The 17312-nt window shown below is 61.4% G+C and carries 14 protein-coding genes; 8 read left to right on the top strand and 6 right to left on the bottom strand.

All coding sequences use genetic code 11. The features are described from left to right. Positions 1-149 precede the first annotated feature (149 nt). On the top strand, positions 150-1070 hold the full coding sequence (locus ABIA48_RS18400; protein ID WP_429490415.1) for a LysR substrate-binding domain-containing protein: 921 nt from the start codon (positions 150-152) through the stop codon (positions 1068-1070). A gap of 157 nt (positions 1071-1227) precedes the next feature. Here ABIA48_RS18400 and hrpB read toward each other — a convergent pair whose 3' ends face one another. Next, a complete protein-coding gene (hrpB, locus tag ABIA48_RS18395) occupies positions 1228-3744 on the bottom strand; it encodes an ATP-dependent helicase HrpB (protein WP_429490414.1) in 2517 nt (838 codons plus the stop codon). Between the two features lie 109 nt (positions 3745-3853). On the opposite strand from hrpB, the gene ABIA48_RS18390 reads away from it, so the two are divergent. Beyond that, the gene (locus ABIA48_RS18390) at positions 3854-4273 is read left to right on the top strand and encodes a hypothetical protein (protein WP_008022979.1); all 420 of its coding nucleotides are present in this window, start codon (positions 3854-3856) and stop codon (positions 4271-4273) included. A 40-nt stretch (positions 4274-4313) separates the two neighbouring features. Then, positions 4314-5210 carry a cation diffusion facilitator family transporter gene (locus tag ABIA48_RS18385; RefSeq protein WP_108231178.1) on the top strand — a complete coding sequence of 299 codons (897 nt, stop codon included), beginning with the start codon at positions 4314-4316 and terminating at the stop codon, positions 5208-5210. Here the strand turns inward: ABIA48_RS18385 and ABIA48_RS18380 are convergent. After that, the gene (locus tag ABIA48_RS18380; protein WP_429490411.1) at positions 5204-6247 is read right to left on the bottom strand and encodes a DUF6515 family protein; all 1044 of its coding nucleotides are present in this window, start codon (positions 6245-6247) and stop codon (positions 5204-5206) included. The genes ABIA48_RS18385 and ABIA48_RS18380 overlap by 7 nt on opposite strands. Before the next feature lie 436 nt (positions 6248-6683). Between ABIA48_RS18380 and ABIA48_RS18375 the strand changes: the two genes are divergently transcribed. Next, on the top strand, positions 6684-7163 hold the full coding sequence (locus ABIA48_RS18375) for an Lrp/AsnC family transcriptional regulator (protein WP_007937367.1): 480 nt from the start codon (positions 6684-6686) through the stop codon (positions 7161-7163). A 200-nt stretch (positions 7164-7363) separates the two neighbouring features. Continuing rightward, the gene (locus tag ABIA48_RS18370; RefSeq protein ID WP_007975837.1) at positions 7364-7573 is read left to right on the top strand and encodes a DUF2788 domain-containing protein; all 210 of its coding nucleotides are present in this window, start codon (positions 7364-7366) and stop codon (positions 7571-7573) included. On the opposite strand, the gene ABIA48_RS18365 is transcribed toward ABIA48_RS18370, so the two are convergent. The 4 genes from ABIA48_RS18365 to ABIA48_RS18350 all read right to left on the bottom strand — a co-directional run bounded on the left by ABIA48_RS18365 (position 7568) and on the right by ABIA48_RS18350 (position 14061). Next, positions 7568-8206 carry a pseudouridine synthase gene (locus ABIA48_RS18365; RefSeq protein ID WP_007990660.1) on the bottom strand — a complete coding sequence of 213 codons (639 nt, stop codon included), beginning with the start codon at positions 8204-8206 and terminating at the stop codon, positions 7568-7570. The genes ABIA48_RS18370 and ABIA48_RS18365 overlap by 6 nt on opposite strands. Before the next feature lie 71 nt (positions 8207-8277). After that, a complete protein-coding gene (gene amn / locus ABIA48_RS18360) occupies positions 8278-9777 on the bottom strand; it encodes an AMP nucleosidase (protein ID WP_177318985.1) in 1500 nt (499 codons plus the stop codon). Between the two features lie 175 nt (positions 9778-9952). Beyond that, positions 9953-11602, bottom strand: a complete 1650-nt coding sequence (locus ABIA48_RS18355) for an acyl-CoA dehydrogenase family protein (protein ID WP_429490408.1) — start codon at positions 11600-11602, stop codon at positions 9953-9955. A gap of 74 nt (positions 11603-11676) precedes the next feature. Next, positions 11677-14061, bottom strand: coding sequence for a 7TM diverse intracellular signaling domain-containing protein (locus ABIA48_RS18350; RefSeq protein ID WP_429490406.1), 2385 nt, complete (start codon positions 14059-14061; stop codon positions 11677-11679). A gap of 282 nt (positions 14062-14343) precedes the next feature. On the opposite strand from ABIA48_RS18350, the gene ABIA48_RS18345 reads away from it, so the two are divergent. The 3 genes from ABIA48_RS18345 to hemL are packed head-to-tail and all read left to right on the top strand — an operon-like array spanning position 14344 to position 17090. Next, positions 14344-15141, top strand: a complete 798-nt coding sequence (locus tag ABIA48_RS18345; protein WP_057713171.1) for a hydroxymethylpyrimidine/phosphomethylpyrimidine kinase — start codon at positions 14344-14346, stop codon at positions 15139-15141. 31 nt (positions 15142-15172) lie between these two features. Beyond that, positions 15173-15796, top strand: coding sequence for a thiamine phosphate synthase (gene thiE / locus ABIA48_RS18340; protein WP_429490404.1), 624 nt, complete (start codon positions 15173-15175; stop codon positions 15794-15796). Between the two features lie 10 nt (positions 15797-15806). Continuing rightward, positions 15807-17090, top strand: a complete 1284-nt coding sequence (gene hemL / locus ABIA48_RS18335; protein ID WP_429490402.1) for a glutamate-1-semialdehyde 2,1-aminomutase — start codon at positions 15807-15809, stop codon at positions 17088-17090. Positions 17091-17312: the final 222 nt, after the last annotated feature.

The raw sequence follows: 17312 nt of genomic DNA, 5'->3' as shown, positions 1-17312 counted from the left end.
GTTCGCAGGCCAAGAAAAAACTACGTAGCCAATCTCCCTTCTGGCGCAGCATGTAGTTATTGTTCAACCACAACAAATCGCTACCCGAGCGGATAGGGGTGGCGCGCAAATTGCCAGGATGCCTGATCCGTTCTCCCCCGAGGTTTGCTGTGGCTGCCTACAATCTGCGTCAACTGAAATACTTCATCACCACCGTCGAATGCGGCAGCGTCGCCGAGGCCTCGCGCAAGCTGTACATCGCCCAGCCGTCGATCTCCACGGCCATCAAAGGGCTGGAAGACAGCTTCGGTGTGCAACTGCTGATTCGCCATCACGCTCAGGGCGTATCGTTGACCCCCAGCGGTGCACGCTTTTACCGCAAGGCCCAGGAACTGCTGCGCATGGCCAAGGAGTTCGAACAGAACGCCCTGGCCGACAATGACGTGGTGTCCGGGCAGATCGATATCGGCTGTTTCGAAACCGTCGCGCCGCTGTACCTGCCGCAATTGATCGCCGGGTTTTCGGCGTTGTATCCGGGGGTGGAAATCCGCATTCGCGACGGCGAGCAGCAAGAGCTGGTGCAAGGCCTGACGTCCGGCGCGTTCGATTTGGCGATCCTCTATGAACATGACCTCGACGGCACCATCGCAACCGAACCCTTGATGCCGGCGCAACGGCCTTACGCGCTGCTGCCGGCCGATCACCGTTTTGCCCAGCAGGCACAAGTCTCACTGCGGGACCTGTGCCTGGAACCGATGATTCTTTTGGACGTGCAACCGAGCCGGACCTATTTCGTCAGCCTGTTCGAAGAGCTGGACCTGACCCCGCGCATTGCCTTCAGCTCGCCATCGATCGAGATGGTGCGCGGCATGGTTGGACAAGGATTCGGCTTCTCGATCCTGGTGACCAAACCACATTCGGAGTGCACCTACGACGGGCAGAAAGTGATGTGCGTGGACATCGCCGAAGACGTCACCGGTTCCGGACTGGTGGCGGCCTGGCTCAAGCGCGGGCAACTGACCAAACCGGCGCAGTTGTTCGCTGACTATTGCCGCGAACAACTGACCGCCAAGTCCGAACGATCACAGTAACTTCTGTGACGAGGGGGCTTGACCCGTTCGGCTGCGAAGCAGTCGCAATCCATTACATGCAGTGAGTCTGACACAACTCTGTAGCAGCATTTGGGGCCGCTCCGCGACCCAACGGGGGCAAGCCCCCTCGCCACAGTTTCAAGCCAAGCCTTCGATATTATTTCCGGGGTTTGATCCGCGCAGTCGCTTCGGCCACCAGCGGATCATCCGGCCAATAATGTTTCGGATAGCGCCCCTTCAAATCCTTCTTCACCTCGGCGTAGGTGCTACGCCAGAAGTTCGCCAGATCCTGTGTCACCTGCACCGGCCGCCGCGCCGGGGACAACAGATGCAGCTTGACCACTTGCCGCCCTCCGGCGATGCGCGGGGTTTCGGCCAGGCCGAACAACTCCTGCAGACGCACCGCCAGGATCGGCGGCTGTTCGCTGTAATCCAGGCGAATCGACGAGCCCGACGGCACGATCAAATGATGCGGCGCCAGCTCGTCCAGCCGTTGCGGTAACGGCCAGGGCAGCAGGTTGTGGACGATGCTCGACAGGTCGAGATTGGCGAAGTGACTGAGCCGCGAAACCTTGCCCAGATACGGCATCAGCCAGTGTTCCAGGCTTTTGAGCAACGCTGCATCGCTGACATCCGGCCACTCACTCTCGCCCTTGCCGGCGAGGTCCAGTTGCCGCAACAACGCCACTCGTGCCTGCCACTGACGCAGCTCCGGGGTCCATGGCAACAGCTCCAGACCTTTGCGCCGCACCAGATTCACCAGCGCCTGGCTGCGGGCGCTTTCGTCGAGGCCGGTGAGCGGCTCGCGGCTGAGGATCAGTTCACCGACCTTGCGCTGACGCTCGGCCCGCAGCACACCTTCGCGCTCATCCCAATCCAGTTGATCGACGCAACGCACCTGCTCGGCCAGCACTGAATCGAAGAGCGTCGGGTCGAAGTCCGTCGCCAGATAAATCCGCTCTTCACGCTGGCCCTGACGACTGCCCAGATCGGCGATCACCAGCCACGGCTGCTTCATCAGGCTGTCGGCCTCGGCAAACAGTGCGGCACGCCCGTTGGCCAAGCGATATTCCGCGCCACCGGCCCGCCGCTGCTGGGCAACGCGGTCGGGATAGGCCAGCGCCAGCAAGGCACCGAGCCAACGCGGGTGATCCGGATCGCTGACCGGCTCCGCGGCTTTGCCGCGCAGGTAACCACGATATTGCCGCGCCAGTTGCCGTGCGCGCTGCACGCCCCCTTGGGCACCGCGTGCGGCGCGCTCTTCGCCAGACAGCAGCACCAGTCGGCTGTGCAAGTCCGCCCCGCCGCCACGCAAGATATCGCGCTCGCCGAGCAGTGCCGCGACGTCGCAAGCCATGTCCGCCAGACCCAGTGCCTGGCCGCGTAACAGCAAATGCGCGATGCGTGGATGCGCCGGCAGTTCGGCCATGGCCTGACCGTGACGGGTCAACGCTTCGCCCTCCAGTGCACCCAAGCGTTCGAGCAAATCCTGGGCCTGCGCATACGCGGCGGCGGGCGGCACATCAAGCCACACCAGTTGCCCCGGCGTCACACCCCAGCGCCCCAGCTGCAAGGCCAGTCCGGCAAGATCCGCCGAGAGAATTTCCGCGCTGCCGTAGGCCGCCAGCTGCTCGTGCTGATCCTGTGACCACAAGCGATAACACACGCCCGGTTCCAGGCGCCCGGCCCGGCCCGCGCGCTGGGTGGCGCTAGCCTTCGAGATGCGCTGGGTATCGAGGCGGGTCATGCCGCTGCCGGGGTCGAAACGCGGCACCCGCGCCAGACCGGCATCAATCACCACGCGCACGCCGTCGATGGTCAAACTGGTTTCGGCGATGTTGGTCGCCAGCACCACTTTGCGCTTGCCCGCCGGTGCCGGATCGATCGCGGCCCGTTGTGCGGCCAGGTCCAGTTCACCGTGCAATGGACACAGTAAAAACTGTGGGTTATCGCCCAACGCATCGGCCAACTGCTGATGCACGCGACGGATTTCCGCTTGCCCCGGCAGGAACACCAGCACGCTGCCGGTCTCGTCGTTCAAAGCTTCAAGGATGGTCTGCACCAGCCGCGGCTCGATGAATTCACCAGACTGGAACGGCCGGCCCCAGCGCATCGCCACCGGGAACATGCGCCCTTCGCTGCGCAGGATCGGTGCGTCGTCGAGCAACCCGGCCAAGCGTTCGCCTTCAAGTGTGGCGGACATCAAGAGGATTTTCAGTGGCTGATCGTCCCGGAACAGCTCGCGACCATTAAGGCTCAGGGCCAAGGCCAGGTCAGCGTCGAGGCTGCGCTCGTGAAATTCGTCGAAGATCAGCAGGCCCACGCCTTCCAGCGCCGGATCATCCTGCAAGCGCCGGGTGAGAATGCCTTCGGTGACCACTTCGATGCGGGTTTTGGGGCCGACTTTGCTATCGAGCCGAATGCGATAACCCACGGTTTCACCGACCTTCTCTCCCAGCTCACTGGCCAGCCGTTCCGCCGCTGCGCGTGCGGCCAACCGGCGGGGTTCGAGCATCAGGATGGTCTGCCCGGCCAGCCACGGTTCGTTGAGCAGGGCCAAAGGCACGCGGGTGGTTTTACCGGCGCCGGGCGGAGCTTCAAGCACGGCTTCGTGGCGTGTAGTAAGGGCTTCACGCAGGGCGGGTAAAACTTCATCAATCGGCAAAGAAATCATGCTGGCTCCAAAACAGAGGGCCGAGTATAACGGCGAACTGCAAGGCGTTCGTCAGGGTCTTAATTCATACCGACGATGTTTCGTTTCGAGATTACCCAGGAGATTTCATATGCGTGCTCCCTTTCGCCTGATTGGCGGTGTTCTGGTCGCAACCTTGCTGACTCAAGTGACCGCCTGCGGTTCGATCTTCTACCCCGATCGTCGTGGCCAGATCGAAGGCAAGATCGACCCGGCCATCGCCGCGCTCGACGCCGTGGGCCTGCTGTTCTACATCATCCCCGGCCTGATCGCGTTTGCCGTGGACTTCGCCACCGGCGCGATTTATTTCGAGCCGGGCAAGACCGCCCAGGTCGACCCGCAAAAACTCAAAGACGCCATCGGCCCCGACGGCAAAGTCGATAACCGCAAGTTGCAGACTATTCTGGAAAGCGAACTGGGCCGCAGCTTCCCGCTGGACGATCCACGTCTGATCCAGAGCAAGGGCAGCGCCCAGCAATTGGCGATGTTCGGCCTGCAACCCGCTGCGTAATCCCTACACGCGAAAGGATTCTCAAGAAACGATGGCCACTATGACCTCCAGCTCCGAACATGGCCGCCTGCTGCGGCTGGCGACCCGTGCCTCGGTGGCGGTGGCGTGCACGTTGATCGTCGCCAAAGCCATCGCCTGGTGGCTGAGCGGCTCGGTGAGCATGCTCGCCGGGCTCACCGACTCGGCACTCGACGGCGTCACGTCATTGCTCAACCTGCTGGCGGTGCATTACGCCCTGCGCCCCGCCGACGATGATCATCGCTACGGGCACGGCAAGGCCGAGTCATTGGCGGGCATGGCCCAGGCGTTGTTCATTGGCGGCAGTTCGGTACTGATTGCATTGCAGGCCTACGATCGGCTGAAACATCCCGAACCGATCGGCGCGCCATTGATCAGCATCGGTGTGATTGTGTTCTCGCTCGCCCTGACCCTGGCCTTGCTGATGTTGCAACATCGGGTGATCAAGGCTACCGGCTCCAACGCCGTGCGTGCCGACTCGCTGCATTACCGTTCGGACATGCTGCTCAACGGCAGCATTCTGCTGGCACTGGTACTGGCCGGGTTTGGCTGGTATCAGGTCGACGCCTGGTTTGGCCTGGGCATCGCCGCCTACATTCTATGGAGCGCGGTGCGGATCGCCCGGGAGAGCTTTGCGGTGTTGATGGATGAAGAACTGCCGCCGGATGTCAGCCAGCACATGCTGGAACTGGCGTGCAGCGTGCCCGGTGTGTTGGGGGCGCATGACCTGCGTACACGGATCTCCGGCAACCAGTGGTTTGTGCAGTTGCATCTGGAGTTGCCGGGGGAACTGACGCTGTCAGTCGCCCACGGCATCAGCGATCAGGCTGCCGCGGCCATTCACAGCGCCTACCCGCGCGCCGAAGTGCTGGTGCACGCCGACCCGCGGGAAGTGGTGAAAGCCGCCCGCACTCAGTAATTCACCTGATAACCACGACTGCTCAGGCAGTTGCCCTGGGCCTGTCGGTAGGCTTGCACCACCGACGGGTCTGGCTGGTAGGTGGCGGTTCGTGGATCGAAACCACTCTGTTGCACCGCGTATTGATAACACTCGTAGCCATCCCGACCGACCTGCTCCGGCGACTGACCGTTGGCCGGATACGCCTCCACGTCATAACCATTGCTGCCGGCTGGCGGTTGCGATTGGCCAACTGGCGGCTCGACCACGACGTAGTCCTGAGTGCTCTCCTGGTAGGCGTAATACGAACCGGCCGCGAGGAACAGCAGCGTCCCGCCAATCCATACCTGCTGGGCGTAATCGGGCAGGTATCTGACGCGAATCCCGCGCGGTGGCTGTACCACCTCATAACGCGGGCCCAGCGGGCGATACCAGTAGCCACCGGAATAGTAGTAATCCATGCCACGGTAAGGTACGCGGAAGTGGCGCTCGGGGAACCGGTCGATCACTTGGCCGGGGCGATATCTGGGGCCTGCCCCCCAGCCGTTACCATAGCCACTCGAGCGCCCCTGCCAGTGATTGTCATAGGAGGGTGCGTTTGTGTAGCCACTCCAGTGCTGGTTGTAATTGTTGCGACGCGGCTGATCCTGGTAGTAACCGCGCTGCGGCTGCTGGGTCTGGCGCACAGTGTCGGGACGGGGCTGGATCGGCATGTCAGTGGCCGGCAACTGCGGCGGTGGAGGTGGCGAGCGAACCGGGCTGTTGAAATCCGGCGCTGGACGGGGCTGCCACTGGCCATTGTTCTGATGCTGGTTCTGGCCATTGTGCTCGCTGTGGCGGTTGTCGTTATTCTGCGCACGGGGCTGATTCTGCTGCTGGCTGTTTTGCGGCGACGGCTGGTTGTTGCCGCCATGGCCCTGATTGTTGCCCTGACGACCATCCTGGCCATGTTGTTCGCCATCATGACCACGGTTTTGCTGTTCATCGGCCAGCGTTTGCGCAGCGACGCTGGCACACAGCAAACCGACACCGGCTAAACGCCAGATGCGCGACTTCATGCTTTTCCTCACGATGGGTTAGGGCCTGTACGTAAGACTGGAAAACCTCAGGCCGGTTCTGCATCAGGTTATCAGTCGCGCAACTTATTTATTGAGAGCCGGCAACAAATCTCAGGCAAGAAAAAGGGGAGACCCGTCGGCCTCCCCTTGGAGAACTTCGTCCTGGCTCAACGCTTTTGACGTCGGCTCACCTCACGCCGTCTTCTGGACAGTGTGTAGCTCGGGGGCCGGCACATCCCCGGTGGGGGTGGCGGCCGCGACTGGCCTGATTGGGCGAGTCGCACTGGACTGTTTGTCCGAGCAGTGATTCTGGTGATAAGAATAGGCCGGGAGCGCCGGCAGAAGATTGCGAAGATTGCTGAATTAAACATCACTTGCGCAATTTTTAACCCTGGATAGATAATCTGTCGCAATAGTTACGACAAAGGACAGATTGATGAGCAAACTCGACCGTTACGACCTGAGTATTTTGGCGGAATTGCAGCGAGACGCACGCATCTCCAATCAGGAGTTGGCCGAGCGCATCGGCCTGTCGCCTTCGCCGTGCTCGCGGCGGGTCAAGCAACTGGAAGACGACGGCTACATTTCCCGTCAGGTCGCCCTGCTCGACCGCAAAATGCTCGGCCTGAGCCTGACGGCCTATGTGCTGATCGGCATGGACCGTCACACACCGGAGCGTTTCGAAAACTTTGAAGCAGCCATTCGTACCCTGCCCCAAGTGCTCGAATGCAGCCTGGTGACCGGGATGGATGCCGACTATCAACTCAAGGTCGTGGTGCCGGACATGGATCACTACCAGAAACTGCTGCTCGGGCATCTGACCCGGATTGAAGGGGTGACCAGCGTGCGCTCGAGTTTTGTGCTGAACCAGGTGCTCAACAGCACTGAGTTGCCGCTGACTCATCTGCGCAGCTGAGAACGCCTTCGCGAGCAAGCCCGCTCCCACAGTTGATCTCTATCGGTCAGAAGATCCAATGTGGGAGCGGGCTTGCTCGCGAAGAGGCCGGCACAGGCGACGAATGACTGCGACACACCGACGCAGGTCAATACTGCACGCAGCCAGCGAGGCGTATAATCGCCGCGCCCTTTTAGCCTCGCCCGCGCTGGAGATGTTCGATGGATCCTGCAGTTTTTGAAGAATGGATGATGACCGGACTGGTCACGATCCTGATCATTTTCATGGGTTTCATCGTCTGGGATCTGGCGAAGAAGTCCAAGGCCGGGCGCTTTGGCTCGTTCATCCTGTTCTTCGTGCTGGGCCTGGGCGTGGCGGCGTTCATCATCAAGAGCGTGGTGATCGGCCTGATCGAATCCGGCGCCCTATAAGCGCGCCGGTACTTCTTTCCACTGGCCCTGATCGAGCCCTTCGATTGTCCAGTCACCGATTCTGACCCGCACCAGGCGCAAGGTCGGCAACCCGACCGCAGCGGTCATGCGCCGCACCTGCCGGTTGCGCCCTTCGCGAATCACCAACTCCAGCCAACTGGTCGGCACGCTTTTGCGAAAGCGCACCGGCGGATTGCGCGGCCACAGCTCGGGCTCGTCCAATTGCCGCGCCTCGGCGGGCAAGGTCATGCCGTCATTCAATTCGACGCCGTCACGCAGGCGCTGCAACTGCTCGGTGCTCGGCTCGCCCTCGACCTGCACCCAATAGGTCTTGGCCAGTTTGTGCTTCGGGTCGGCAATTCGCGCCTGAAGTTGACCGTCGTTGGTCAGCAGCAACAAACCTTCGCTGTCGCGGTCCAGCCGCCCCGCCGGATAAATTCCCGGTACATCGATGTAGTCCTTGAGCGTTGCGCGCCCTTCGCCGTCACTGAATTGCGTCAGCACATCGAAGGGTTTGTTGAACAGGATCAGCTTCGGCTCGGCCGGTGGTGCCTTGGCAACACGGCGCGGGGCTGCAGGCGACGGTTTCGTGCCAGGGCGGCGGGAAACGGGACGTTGAGGAGGACGAGACATGAGAAAGGAAACATCTAACGGTCAGGGCTGCTAATGCTAGTGCCCTGACCGCCAAATGACCATGACAACCGTTAGCGGAACGGCGGCTCGTCGAAGCTGCGCAGTTTGCGCGAGTGCAACGAGTTGAGTTCGGTGCGCAACAGGTCCACCGCCTCGATACCGATCTTCAAGTGCTGGCTGACCGCGCGCTCATAGAACGCGTTGGCCGAACCCGGCAGCTTGATTTCACTGTGCAGCGGCTTGTCCGATACACACAGCAACGTGCCGTACGGCACCCGCAAACGATAACCCTGGGCTGCGATGGTGCCGCTTTCCATGTCCACCGCCACGGCGCGGGACAGGTTGATCAGCGGACGTTCCTGGGCCCAGCGCAATTCCCAGTTACGGTCGTCGTAGGTCAACACGGTACCGGTACGCAGGCGTTTCTTCAGCTCGTCGCCCCTCTCGCCAGTGATATTGGCCGCCGCCTGCTGCAGCGCAAGCTGCACCTCGGCCAAGGCCGGAATCGGAATGTTCGGCGGCACCACCCGGTCGAGAATGCCGTCGCGGCGCATGTAAGCGTGGGCCAGCACGTAGTCGCCAATGGTTTGCGACTGACGCAGGCCGCCGCAGTGGCCGATCATCAGCCAGCAATGCGGGCGCAAAACGGCGAGGTGATCGGTGATGTTCTTGGCGTTGGACGGGCCGACACCGATATTCACCAGCGTCACGCCGTGGCCATCGCTGGCGATCAGGTGGTAGGCCGGCATCTGGTAGCGGTGCCAGACCACGCCCGCGGCGATTGCCGAAGCCTCGCCGTGATCCATGCTCTTTTCGATGATCACGTTGCCCGGCAACACCATGCGCACGAAACGCGGGTCTTTGCGCAGTTGCTCCAGACCATGGACGATGAACTGGTCGACGTAGCGGTGATAGTTGGTCAGCAGAATCCACGGCTGCACATGACGCCAGTCGCTGCCGGTGTAATGCACCAGCCGGCGCAGGGAGAAATCCACCCGTGCGGCATCGAACAGGGCCAGGGGCAGCGGATCGGTGTTTTCCCAATCGTACAAACCGTCGGCGATGCCGTCGGTCGCGGCCGACAGGTCGGTGCTCGGGAACACCCGCGCCAGCACGGCAGCGGTGACGCCGGAACCCGCCAGTTCATCACCCTGCTCGACCACATACGGATACGGGATGTTCTGCTGGCTGACACCGACTTCCACGGTCACGGTGAAGTCGTGCATCAAGGGCACGAGTTGTTCCAGCAGGTATTTACGGAATGCCGACGGATGGGTGACGGTGACGCTGTAGGTGCCCGGCAGCTGGACCTTGGCGTAGGCACGGGTGGTCTGCGGGACTTCACCCTGACAATGGTAGGTCAGACGCAGCTCGGGATAACGGAACAACGCTCGCTGCTCGGCATCAGGCTCGACGCGATCCTTGAGGTAACGCTTGAGCGCCTGGCTCAACGCGGTGGTTGCACGATTGTGCAAGAACGCAAGCCGATCCACGGCTTGCTCGGCAGTTTGAACGACGATAAAAGCTTCGGTCACGATCAGCATCCTGTGTTCTGACTTGCAGACCTTCATCTTGCCTGCATCGTTGCTTCACGGGAACAGTGGCATTGACTGTAAACAGAGAACAACTGTGGGAGCGAGCTTGCTCGCGATAGCGGCGTATCAGTCAACATCATTATTGAATGTTAATCCGTCATCGCGAGCAAGCTCGCTCCCACAGGGGTTTGCGGTGCCAGGTTAATCGTGGTCAGAAACCCTGCGGAGTCGAGCGAGCGACAATGGCTTCCACATCCAGCCCACGCGGTAACGCGCCGTACACGCGGCCGCCACCATTCAGGCGGCTGGCGATGAAGGCATCACTGACGGCGGAGTTACCCGCCTCCAGCAACAACCTGGCCTGCAGCCCCAGCGCGATGTCCTCGGTCAATTGCCGGGCGCGGTATTGAATGTCACGGGTGTCCTTGAAGGCCGCCTGCAATTGATGGATGTGCGCAGCCAGGCGCTTGTCACCTTGGCCATCGCCCAGCTCGCTGAACAGCGCATCGAGCACGCCCGGCTCCTTCGACAGGGCACGCAGCACGTCGAGGCATTGCACGTTGCCGGAACCTTCCCACGTCGAATTCACCGGCGCCTCGCGGTAAAGCCTTGGCAGGATGCTTTCTTCGACATAACCCGCGCCGCCCATGCATTCGGCGGCTTCGTTGATCATCGCCGGCGCCCGTTTGCAGATCCAGTACTTGCCCACCGCCGTCACCAGCCGGGCGAATTTGGCTTCCTGCGAATCATCCAGATGATCCAGCGCCTGGCCCATGCGCAGGCTCAAGGCCAGGGCAGCTTCGCTTTCCAGCGCCAGATCCGCCAGCACGTTCTGCATCAAGGGCTGTTCGCTGAGCAGCTTGCCGCCGACCGAACGGTGGGCGCAGTGATGGCTGGCCTGGGTCAATGCCTGACGCATCAGCGCACTGGAACCGACCATGCAATCGAAGCGGGTCATGGCGACCATCTCGATGATCGTCGGAACGCCACGGCCCTCCTCACCGATCATCCACGCCAGTGCGCCACGAAACTCCACTTCACTGGAGGCGTTGGAGCAATTGCCGAGCTTGTTCTTCAGGCGCTGGATGTAGAACTGATTACGCGTATCGTCCGGACGATGGCGCGGCAACAGGAAGCAGGTCAGGCCCTTGTCGGTCTGCGCCAGTGTCAGGAAGGCGTCGCACATCGGCGCCGAACAGAACCATTTGTGGCCGACCAGTTCATAGGCCTGGCCAGGACCGCTGGCGCCGACCGGATACGCCTTGGTGGTGTTGGCCCGGACATCGGTGCCGCCCTGCTTCTCGGTCATGGCCATGCCAATGGTGACCCCGGCCTTGTGGGCCATTGCGACGTTGCGCGGGTCGTATTCGGTGGCGAGGATTTTCGGCAGCCATTTTTCCGCCAGATCCGGTTGCAGACGCATGGCCGGGACACTGGCGAAGGTCATGGTCAACGGGCAGCCACTGCCGGCTTCGGCCTGGCTGTGCAGATACGACATGCAAGCGCGGGCGACATGCGCGCCATTCTGCGGGTGCGCCCAGGGCAGCGAGGTCAGGCCGTGCTCGACCGCCGTGCGCATCAACTGGTGATAGGCCGGATGAAACTCCACCAGATCGATGCGATGACCAAACCGGTCATGGCTGTTGAACACCGGCTTGTTCTGATTGGCCAGGAACCCGGCTTCCATCAACGGGCCACCGGCCAGCGCGCCGTAGGCGTCGATCCGCGATTCGGCCCAACCAGCCCCGAACCGTCGCGACCATTCCTGCAACGGCAAGTCGATGCGGTACAGGTTGGCACCATCCAGTGACGGTGGCTGATTAGTGACTTCGTGGGTTTCGGCGAACTGATGCAGGTTCATGACAGGGCTCCTTTGGTCGGCCAAGGGACTTCAGTTAAGCACCGCCCCACGGCCGAACAAAGTGTCATACACGCCTAACTGCCGGCGCTTTCGCCCTGTTGCGAGCAGAGCACGTGGCGGTAGAGCGCGGCCTGCAAGTCTTCGAATTTCACCGGTTTGCTCAAGTAATCAATCAACGCGCCGGTCGGGCAGCGCTCACAGTCACGGCCCATGGCGATCATGAACAGTGGCAGCTCGGCATAAGCGGGTAACGCTCGGATCTGACAGCACACCGACACACCGTCCTGAAGCGGCAACTGACAATCGACCAGCACCGCGTCAAACCCTTCGCGCTGCAAGAGATCGAGCGCGACGTCGGCGCTGTCGGCGGTGCGTACGCGAAAACCCAGCTTGAGCAACATGCCGCGCATCACCAACTGGCTGATGCCGTTGTCATCCACCAACAGCACGGCACAATCCTGAGGCAAGCGCAGGCGCGGAAAATCCCGGGGCATCAACGGCGTCACCGGACGTTCGGCCACCGACAGCCCGACCTCAACATCAAGCTGAAACCGGCTGCCGCGTCCTGGCTCGGTGCGATACGTCAGGCGTCCACCCAGCAACTCAATCAATTGTCGGCAAATCGCCAGGCCAACGCCCAGGCCACCGTACTCACGGGTCATCGAGCCATCGAGCTGGAAGAACCGTTGATACATCGTGGCCTCACCCAAATCAGTGAAACCAATGCCCGTGTCGATCACCGCAAAGGTCAACGCCAGCCGATCGGGCTCGATGGTCTTGGCGGTCACCCGCAGGGCCAGGCCACCGATGCGGGTGAACTTGATGGCGTTATCCAGCAGACACTCCAGGCACTGCGCGATCTTGACGTTGTCGCCGTGCAAGCGATCCGGCACACCTGGCGCGACATCGACCTTGAAGTCCAGCGATTTGCTCGATGCGTTGCCCTCGAACTGCATGCGCAGGGCCTCGACCATACCGCGCAAACTGAAGGTGTCGGCCGAGGCCTTGAGCTTGCCGGCCTGCAATTCGGTGAGGGTCAGGATGCCGTTGACCATGCGCATCATGTCCCGGGCCGATCCCGCAGCCGTCTGCTGATACTGCTCCAGCTCAGGGTCCATTTCGACCGTCTGCATCAGTTCCAGCGAACCGATCACACCGTTCATGGGCGTGCGCAGTTCATGGGTCAGGGTGGCCAGGAATTCGTCCTTGAGCTTGTTACTGCGAGCCAGTTGCTGGTTGAGGACTTCAAGCTTCTGGCTGGCGTCGAATAGCGTTTGCGCCTGCTGCTCGCGCATGTCGTTAATGCGGTCGGCCAGTGCCAGGGACAGTAACGCCACTTCGATGGCCGAGCCGATCTGGCTGGAATACATGGTCAGGAACACGTTTGGCAGGTATCCCAGCACCATCAGCGTATTGACGATGCCGCCGAGCAAAAACGCCGACCAGGCAATGATGAAATACCGCGCCACCCGCAGGCCCCGCAGCCAGGCAAAGATCCCCGCGGAAAAAATCACTACGGTGAACGTCAGTGCCAGGGTCGTGGCCAGGCGCAGGGCCAGGGCGTAACCGGTCATCAATGACAGGCCGACCACCAGCGCGCTAAAGGCGACCAGCGCCAGCAACAAGCGGTCGAGCCAGCGACTGTGGGTGGCCATCTGCAAGAAACTACGGGCGAACTGACTGCCGAACAGTCCCGCACAGCCAATGAAAAACGGCGTCGCGGCGTTGGCCCACCAAGGGTTGTCCGACCAGAAATACTGCACGGCCGCACCGTTTACCGACAGCTGATACAAGCCGAACGAGGCGATATAGAAGATGTAGTAGAGGTAACTGGTGTCACGCACGCTGAGGTAGATGAACAGGTTGTAGACCAGCATCCCCAGCAACACGCCGTAGATCAATCCCAGTACGTAAAGGCGCACGGGCTGCTCTTCGAGGTACGCGGTGCTCGACCACAAGGTCACAGGCGCCTGGATCGAGCCTTCGCTTTGCAAGCGCAGGAATACGGTTTCGGCTTGATCAGGCTTGAAGGTGAGGTCGAACAAATAGTTGTTCTGACGGATCTCGCGACTGGCGAACGGCAAGGCATCGCCGGTCTGCCTGATCAACTGATAGTGACCGGCAGCATCAGGTAAATAGAGATCAAGACGATCGAGGGGCGGATAGGCCAGCTCCAACAGCCAGGTCCGTTGCGCCGCCGGATTGGTCGGGCGGTAATGCAGATCGATTTTCAGCCAGAACACTGAACGCGAATACCCGGCGTTGAGCGTGTCCTTGTGATGCGCTTTGAAGTTGCCGGCTGCCGCTTGCGCACGGATATCCGCGATGGTCGCCTGGCCACCTGCGTCCTCATAGACTTGCAGGGTTCGGCCCAAGGGGAGGCTTTGAGTGAACTCGTCGAACTCGACGGCGTTTGCCAGGAGGGGCAAACACAACAGCAACATCAGCAAATAGCGCATTGAAGCCCCAGCGTGGCCTGTCCGGTTCTGTCAGGAAGCCCCCCATTCCTTTTGAGTAGACGTAAAACCGGTATCACCTGTTATTGGTTTGGATCCACTCTAGCATAGCCGTTGGCGGCGATTAAACACCATTGAAATTTTTCCTACAAAGGCTCTAGAACGGGCGTTACAGCGACACTACCAGAACATAACCAGCGGCAAGGAAATCACTGCCACAATGGAACAGGCAGACTGGATGTCACCACACCCGAAAATCGACGTTTGGTGGTAAGCTCGCGCACCATGAATATCTACAGCTCTCGCCCCGTTGTCCTCTGTCTCTCCGGCCACGACCCAAGTGGTGGCGCCGGCTTGCAGGCAGATATCGAAGCCCTGCTCGCTCAGGGTTGCCATGCGGCTCCGGCCGTCACCGCCCTGACCGTGCAAGACACCGTCAATGTCACTGACTTCCGCGTCCTCGACCGTGAGTGGGTATTGGCCCAGGCCAACGCCGTGCTCAACGACTCCGAAGTCGCGGCGGTCAAACTGGGCATGCTCGGTTCCCTGGAAATGGTCGACACCGTGGTCGAACTGCTTTCAGCGCATCCGCATTTGCCAGTGGTCTGCGATCCGGTGCTGCGTGCCGGCGGCGGCGGACGCCTGGGCAAGGACGAAGTCGGCTACGCCATGCGCGAACGCCTGCTGCCCTTGTCGATCATTGCAACCCCTAACCTTCCTGAAGCCCGTATCCTCGCCGAACTGCCCGAAGGCACTGCGGACGAGTGCGCTGAAAAACTCTTGCCGTTCGTCAAACACCTGCTGATCACCGGTGGCCATGGCGACGAAACCGAAATCCACAATCGCCTGTACAGCCGCGACGGCTTGCGTGAAACCTTTACCTGCCAGCGCCTGCCGGGCAGTTATCACGGTTCCGGTTGCACCCTGGCCAGTGCACTGGCCGGTCGTCTGGCCCAGGGCGAAAACCTCGCCAGCGCCGTGCAGACCGCGCTTAACTACACATGGCGCACCCTGCGTGATGCCGAACAGTTGGGCAAAGGCCAGTTCGTGCCGCGCCGTTTGCCACTGGATTTCTGTTCGTAACTTCTATTTGTAATGCGGTGAGGCTTGTCCGATGAAACTACGTGGCCTGTACGCCATTACCGATAGCCAGTTGCTGGCCGGTAAATTTCTTTCGTACGTGGAGGCGGCGCTGGAAGGCGGCGTCACCCTGCTGCAATACCGCGACAAAAGCAGCGACGAGGCCCGCCGCCTGCGTGAAGCCGAAGCCCTGCGCGACTTGTGCGAACGCTACAAGACCCAGTTGATCATCAACGACGACGCCGAACTGGCGGCACGCCTGAACGTCGGCGTGCACCTGGGCCAGACCGATGGTCCGTTGTCGCCGACTCGTGCCTTGCTGGGGCGCGATGCGATCATTGGCTCGACCTGCCACGCGCAAGTGGGACTTGCCGAACAGGCCGCCAAAGAAGGCGCCAGTTATGTCGCCTTCGGTCGCTTCTTCAATTCCAATACCAAGCCTGGCGCACCGACCTGCAGCCTCGAACTGCTCGATCAGGCCCGCCAGCAACTGCACTTGCCGATCTGCGCGATCGGCGGCATCACCCTGGACAACGCCGCCCCGTTGGTGGCCCATGGGGTCGATCTGCTGGCCGTGGTGCATGGCCTGTTCGGCGCCGAGAGCACGGCTGAAGTCACCCGCCGTGCCCGCGCTTTTAACGAATTACTTAAAATCTGAGAGCCCGATCATGTCTCGTTCCGAAACGCTGTTTGCCAATGCCCAGAAACACATTCCCGGTGGCGTGAACTCACCGGTTCGCGCGTTCAAGAGCGTCGGCGGCACGCCGTTGTTCTTCAAACACGCCGAAGGCGCCTACGTCACCGACGAAGACAACAAGCGCTATGTGGATTACGTCGGCTCCTGGGGCCCGATGATCCTCGGCCACAGCCATCCGGACGTGCTGGACGCGGTGCGCAAGCAGCTTGAGCACGGCTTGTCCTACGGCGCCCCGACCGAGATGGAAACGCAGATGGCCGACCTGGTCTGCTCGCTCGTGCCGTCGATGGAAATGGTGCGCATGGTCAGTTCCGGCACCGAAGCGACCATGAGTGCTATCCGCCTGGCCCGAGGCTTCACCGGCCGCGACAGCATCATCAAATTCGAAGGCTGCTACCACGGTCACTCCGACAGCCTGCTGGTCAAGGCCGGTTCCGGCGCACTGACCCAAGGCGTACCGAGCTCGGCCGGTGTACCGGCGGCATTCGCCAAACACACCCTGACCTTGCCGTTCAACGACATCGATGCCGTTGAGAACATGCTCGCCGAAGTGGGTCAGGATGTAGCCTGCATCATCGTCGAGCCAGTGGCTGGCAACATGAACTGCGTGCCGCCGGCACCGGGCTTCCTCGAAGGCCTGCGGACCCTGTGCGACAAACACGGCGTGGTGCTGATTTTCGACGAAGTGATGACCGGTTTCCGTGTCGCCCTCGGCGGTGCCCAGGCTTATTACGGCGTAACCCCGGACCTGACCACCTTCGGCAAAATCATCGGTGGCGGCATGCCGGTCGGCTGCTTCGGTGGCAAGCGTGAAATCATGCAGCGCATCGCCCCGCTGGGCCCGGTCTATCAGGCCGGTACGCTGTCCGGTAACCCGCTGGCGATGGCCGCCGGCCTGACCACCCTGCGCCTGATCAGCCGTCCGGGCTTCCACGCCGAGCTGACCGACTACACCGCGCGCCTGCTCGACGGCCTGCAACAGCGCGCCGATGCGGCCGGCATTCCGTTCGTGACCACTCAGGCCGGCGGCATGTTCGGCCTGTACTTCAGCGGCGCCGACGACATCGTTACTTTCGATGACGTGATGGCCAGCGACGCAGCGTTGTTCGGACGTTTCTTCCACCTGATGCTGGAGGGTGGCGTCTACCTGGCACCGAGCGCATTCGAAGCCGGCTTCACCTCGATCGCCCATGGCGAAGCTGAACTGAAGCTGACCCTGGATGCCGCCGAGCGCGCCTTCGCGGCCTTGAAGTAACGCTGAATGGCTGACGTTGGCCATTGCCAGCGTCAGCTTTCGCCTACATTCCCGCGTCTTTTCCTACCCACCTGCAAATAATCCTCCGCAAAGTGGGCGATAAATTTCCCGCGCAGCAGAAAAACGAGTAAAGACTTTGTAAGGTTGCCCCTGCTTATTTCATAATGCGCGCTTATTGGATCCCTCGATGGGTCCGCGCGCCCTTCAGAGGTAAGTCGATTC

Source organism: Pseudomonas sp. S30_BP2TU TE3576 (genome assembly GCF_050436025.1).
Taxonomy (GTDB): domain Bacteria; phylum Pseudomonadota; class Gammaproteobacteria; order Pseudomonadales; family Pseudomonadaceae; genus Aquipseudomonas.
The sequence above is the reverse complement of the archived record's forward strand: the minus strand, read 5'-3'. Positions and strand labels throughout refer to the sequence as shown.

Excerpts from the sequence above, each read along its gene's own strand:
- hemL (WP_429490402.1), top strand. The coding sequence starts at position 15,807 with ATGTCTCGTTCCGAAACGCTGTTTGCCAATGCCCAGAAACACATTCCC.
- amn (WP_177318985.1), bottom strand. The coding sequence starts at position 9,777 with ATGAAGGTCTGCAAGTCAGAACACAGGATGCTGATCGTGACCGAAGCT.
- ABIA48_RS18365 (WP_007990660.1), bottom strand. The coding sequence starts at position 8,206 with ATGTCTCGTCCTCCTCAACGTCCCGTTTCCCGCCGCCCTGGCACGAAA.
- ABIA48_RS18350 (WP_429490406.1), bottom strand. The coding sequence starts at position 14,061 with ATGCGCTATTTGCTGATGTTGCTGTTGTGTTTGCCCCTCCTGGCAAAC.
- ABIA48_RS18380 (WP_429490411.1), bottom strand. The coding sequence starts at position 6,247 with ATGAAGTCGCGCATCTGGCGTTTAGCCGGTGTCGGTTTGCTGTGTGCC.
- ABIA48_RS18385 (WP_108231178.1), top strand. The coding sequence starts at position 4,314 with ATGACCTCCAGCTCCGAACATGGCCGCCTGCTGCGGCTGGCGACCCGT.
- ABIA48_RS18370 (WP_007975837.1), top strand. The coding sequence starts at position 7,364 with ATGGATCCTGCAGTTTTTGAAGAATGGATGATGACCGGACTGGTCACG.
- ABIA48_RS18355 (WP_429490408.1), bottom strand. The coding sequence starts at position 11,602 with ATGAACCTGCATCAGTTCGCCGAAACCCACGAAGTCACTAATCAGCCA.
- ABIA48_RS18375 (WP_007937367.1), top strand. The coding sequence starts at position 6,684 with ATGAGCAAACTCGACCGTTACGACCTGAGTATTTTGGCGGAATTGCAG.
- thiE (WP_429490404.1), top strand. The coding sequence starts at position 15,173 with ATGAAACTACGTGGCCTGTACGCCATTACCGATAGCCAGTTGCTGGCC.
- ABIA48_RS18390 (WP_008022979.1), top strand. The coding sequence starts at position 3,854 with ATGCGTGCTCCCTTTCGCCTGATTGGCGGTGTTCTGGTCGCAACCTTG.
- ABIA48_RS18345 (WP_057713171.1), top strand. The coding sequence starts at position 14,344 with ATGAATATCTACAGCTCTCGCCCCGTTGTCCTCTGTCTCTCCGGCCAC.
- hrpB (WP_429490414.1), bottom strand. The coding sequence starts at position 3,744 with ATGATTTCTTTGCCGATTGATGAAGTTTTACCCGCCCTGCGTGAAGCC.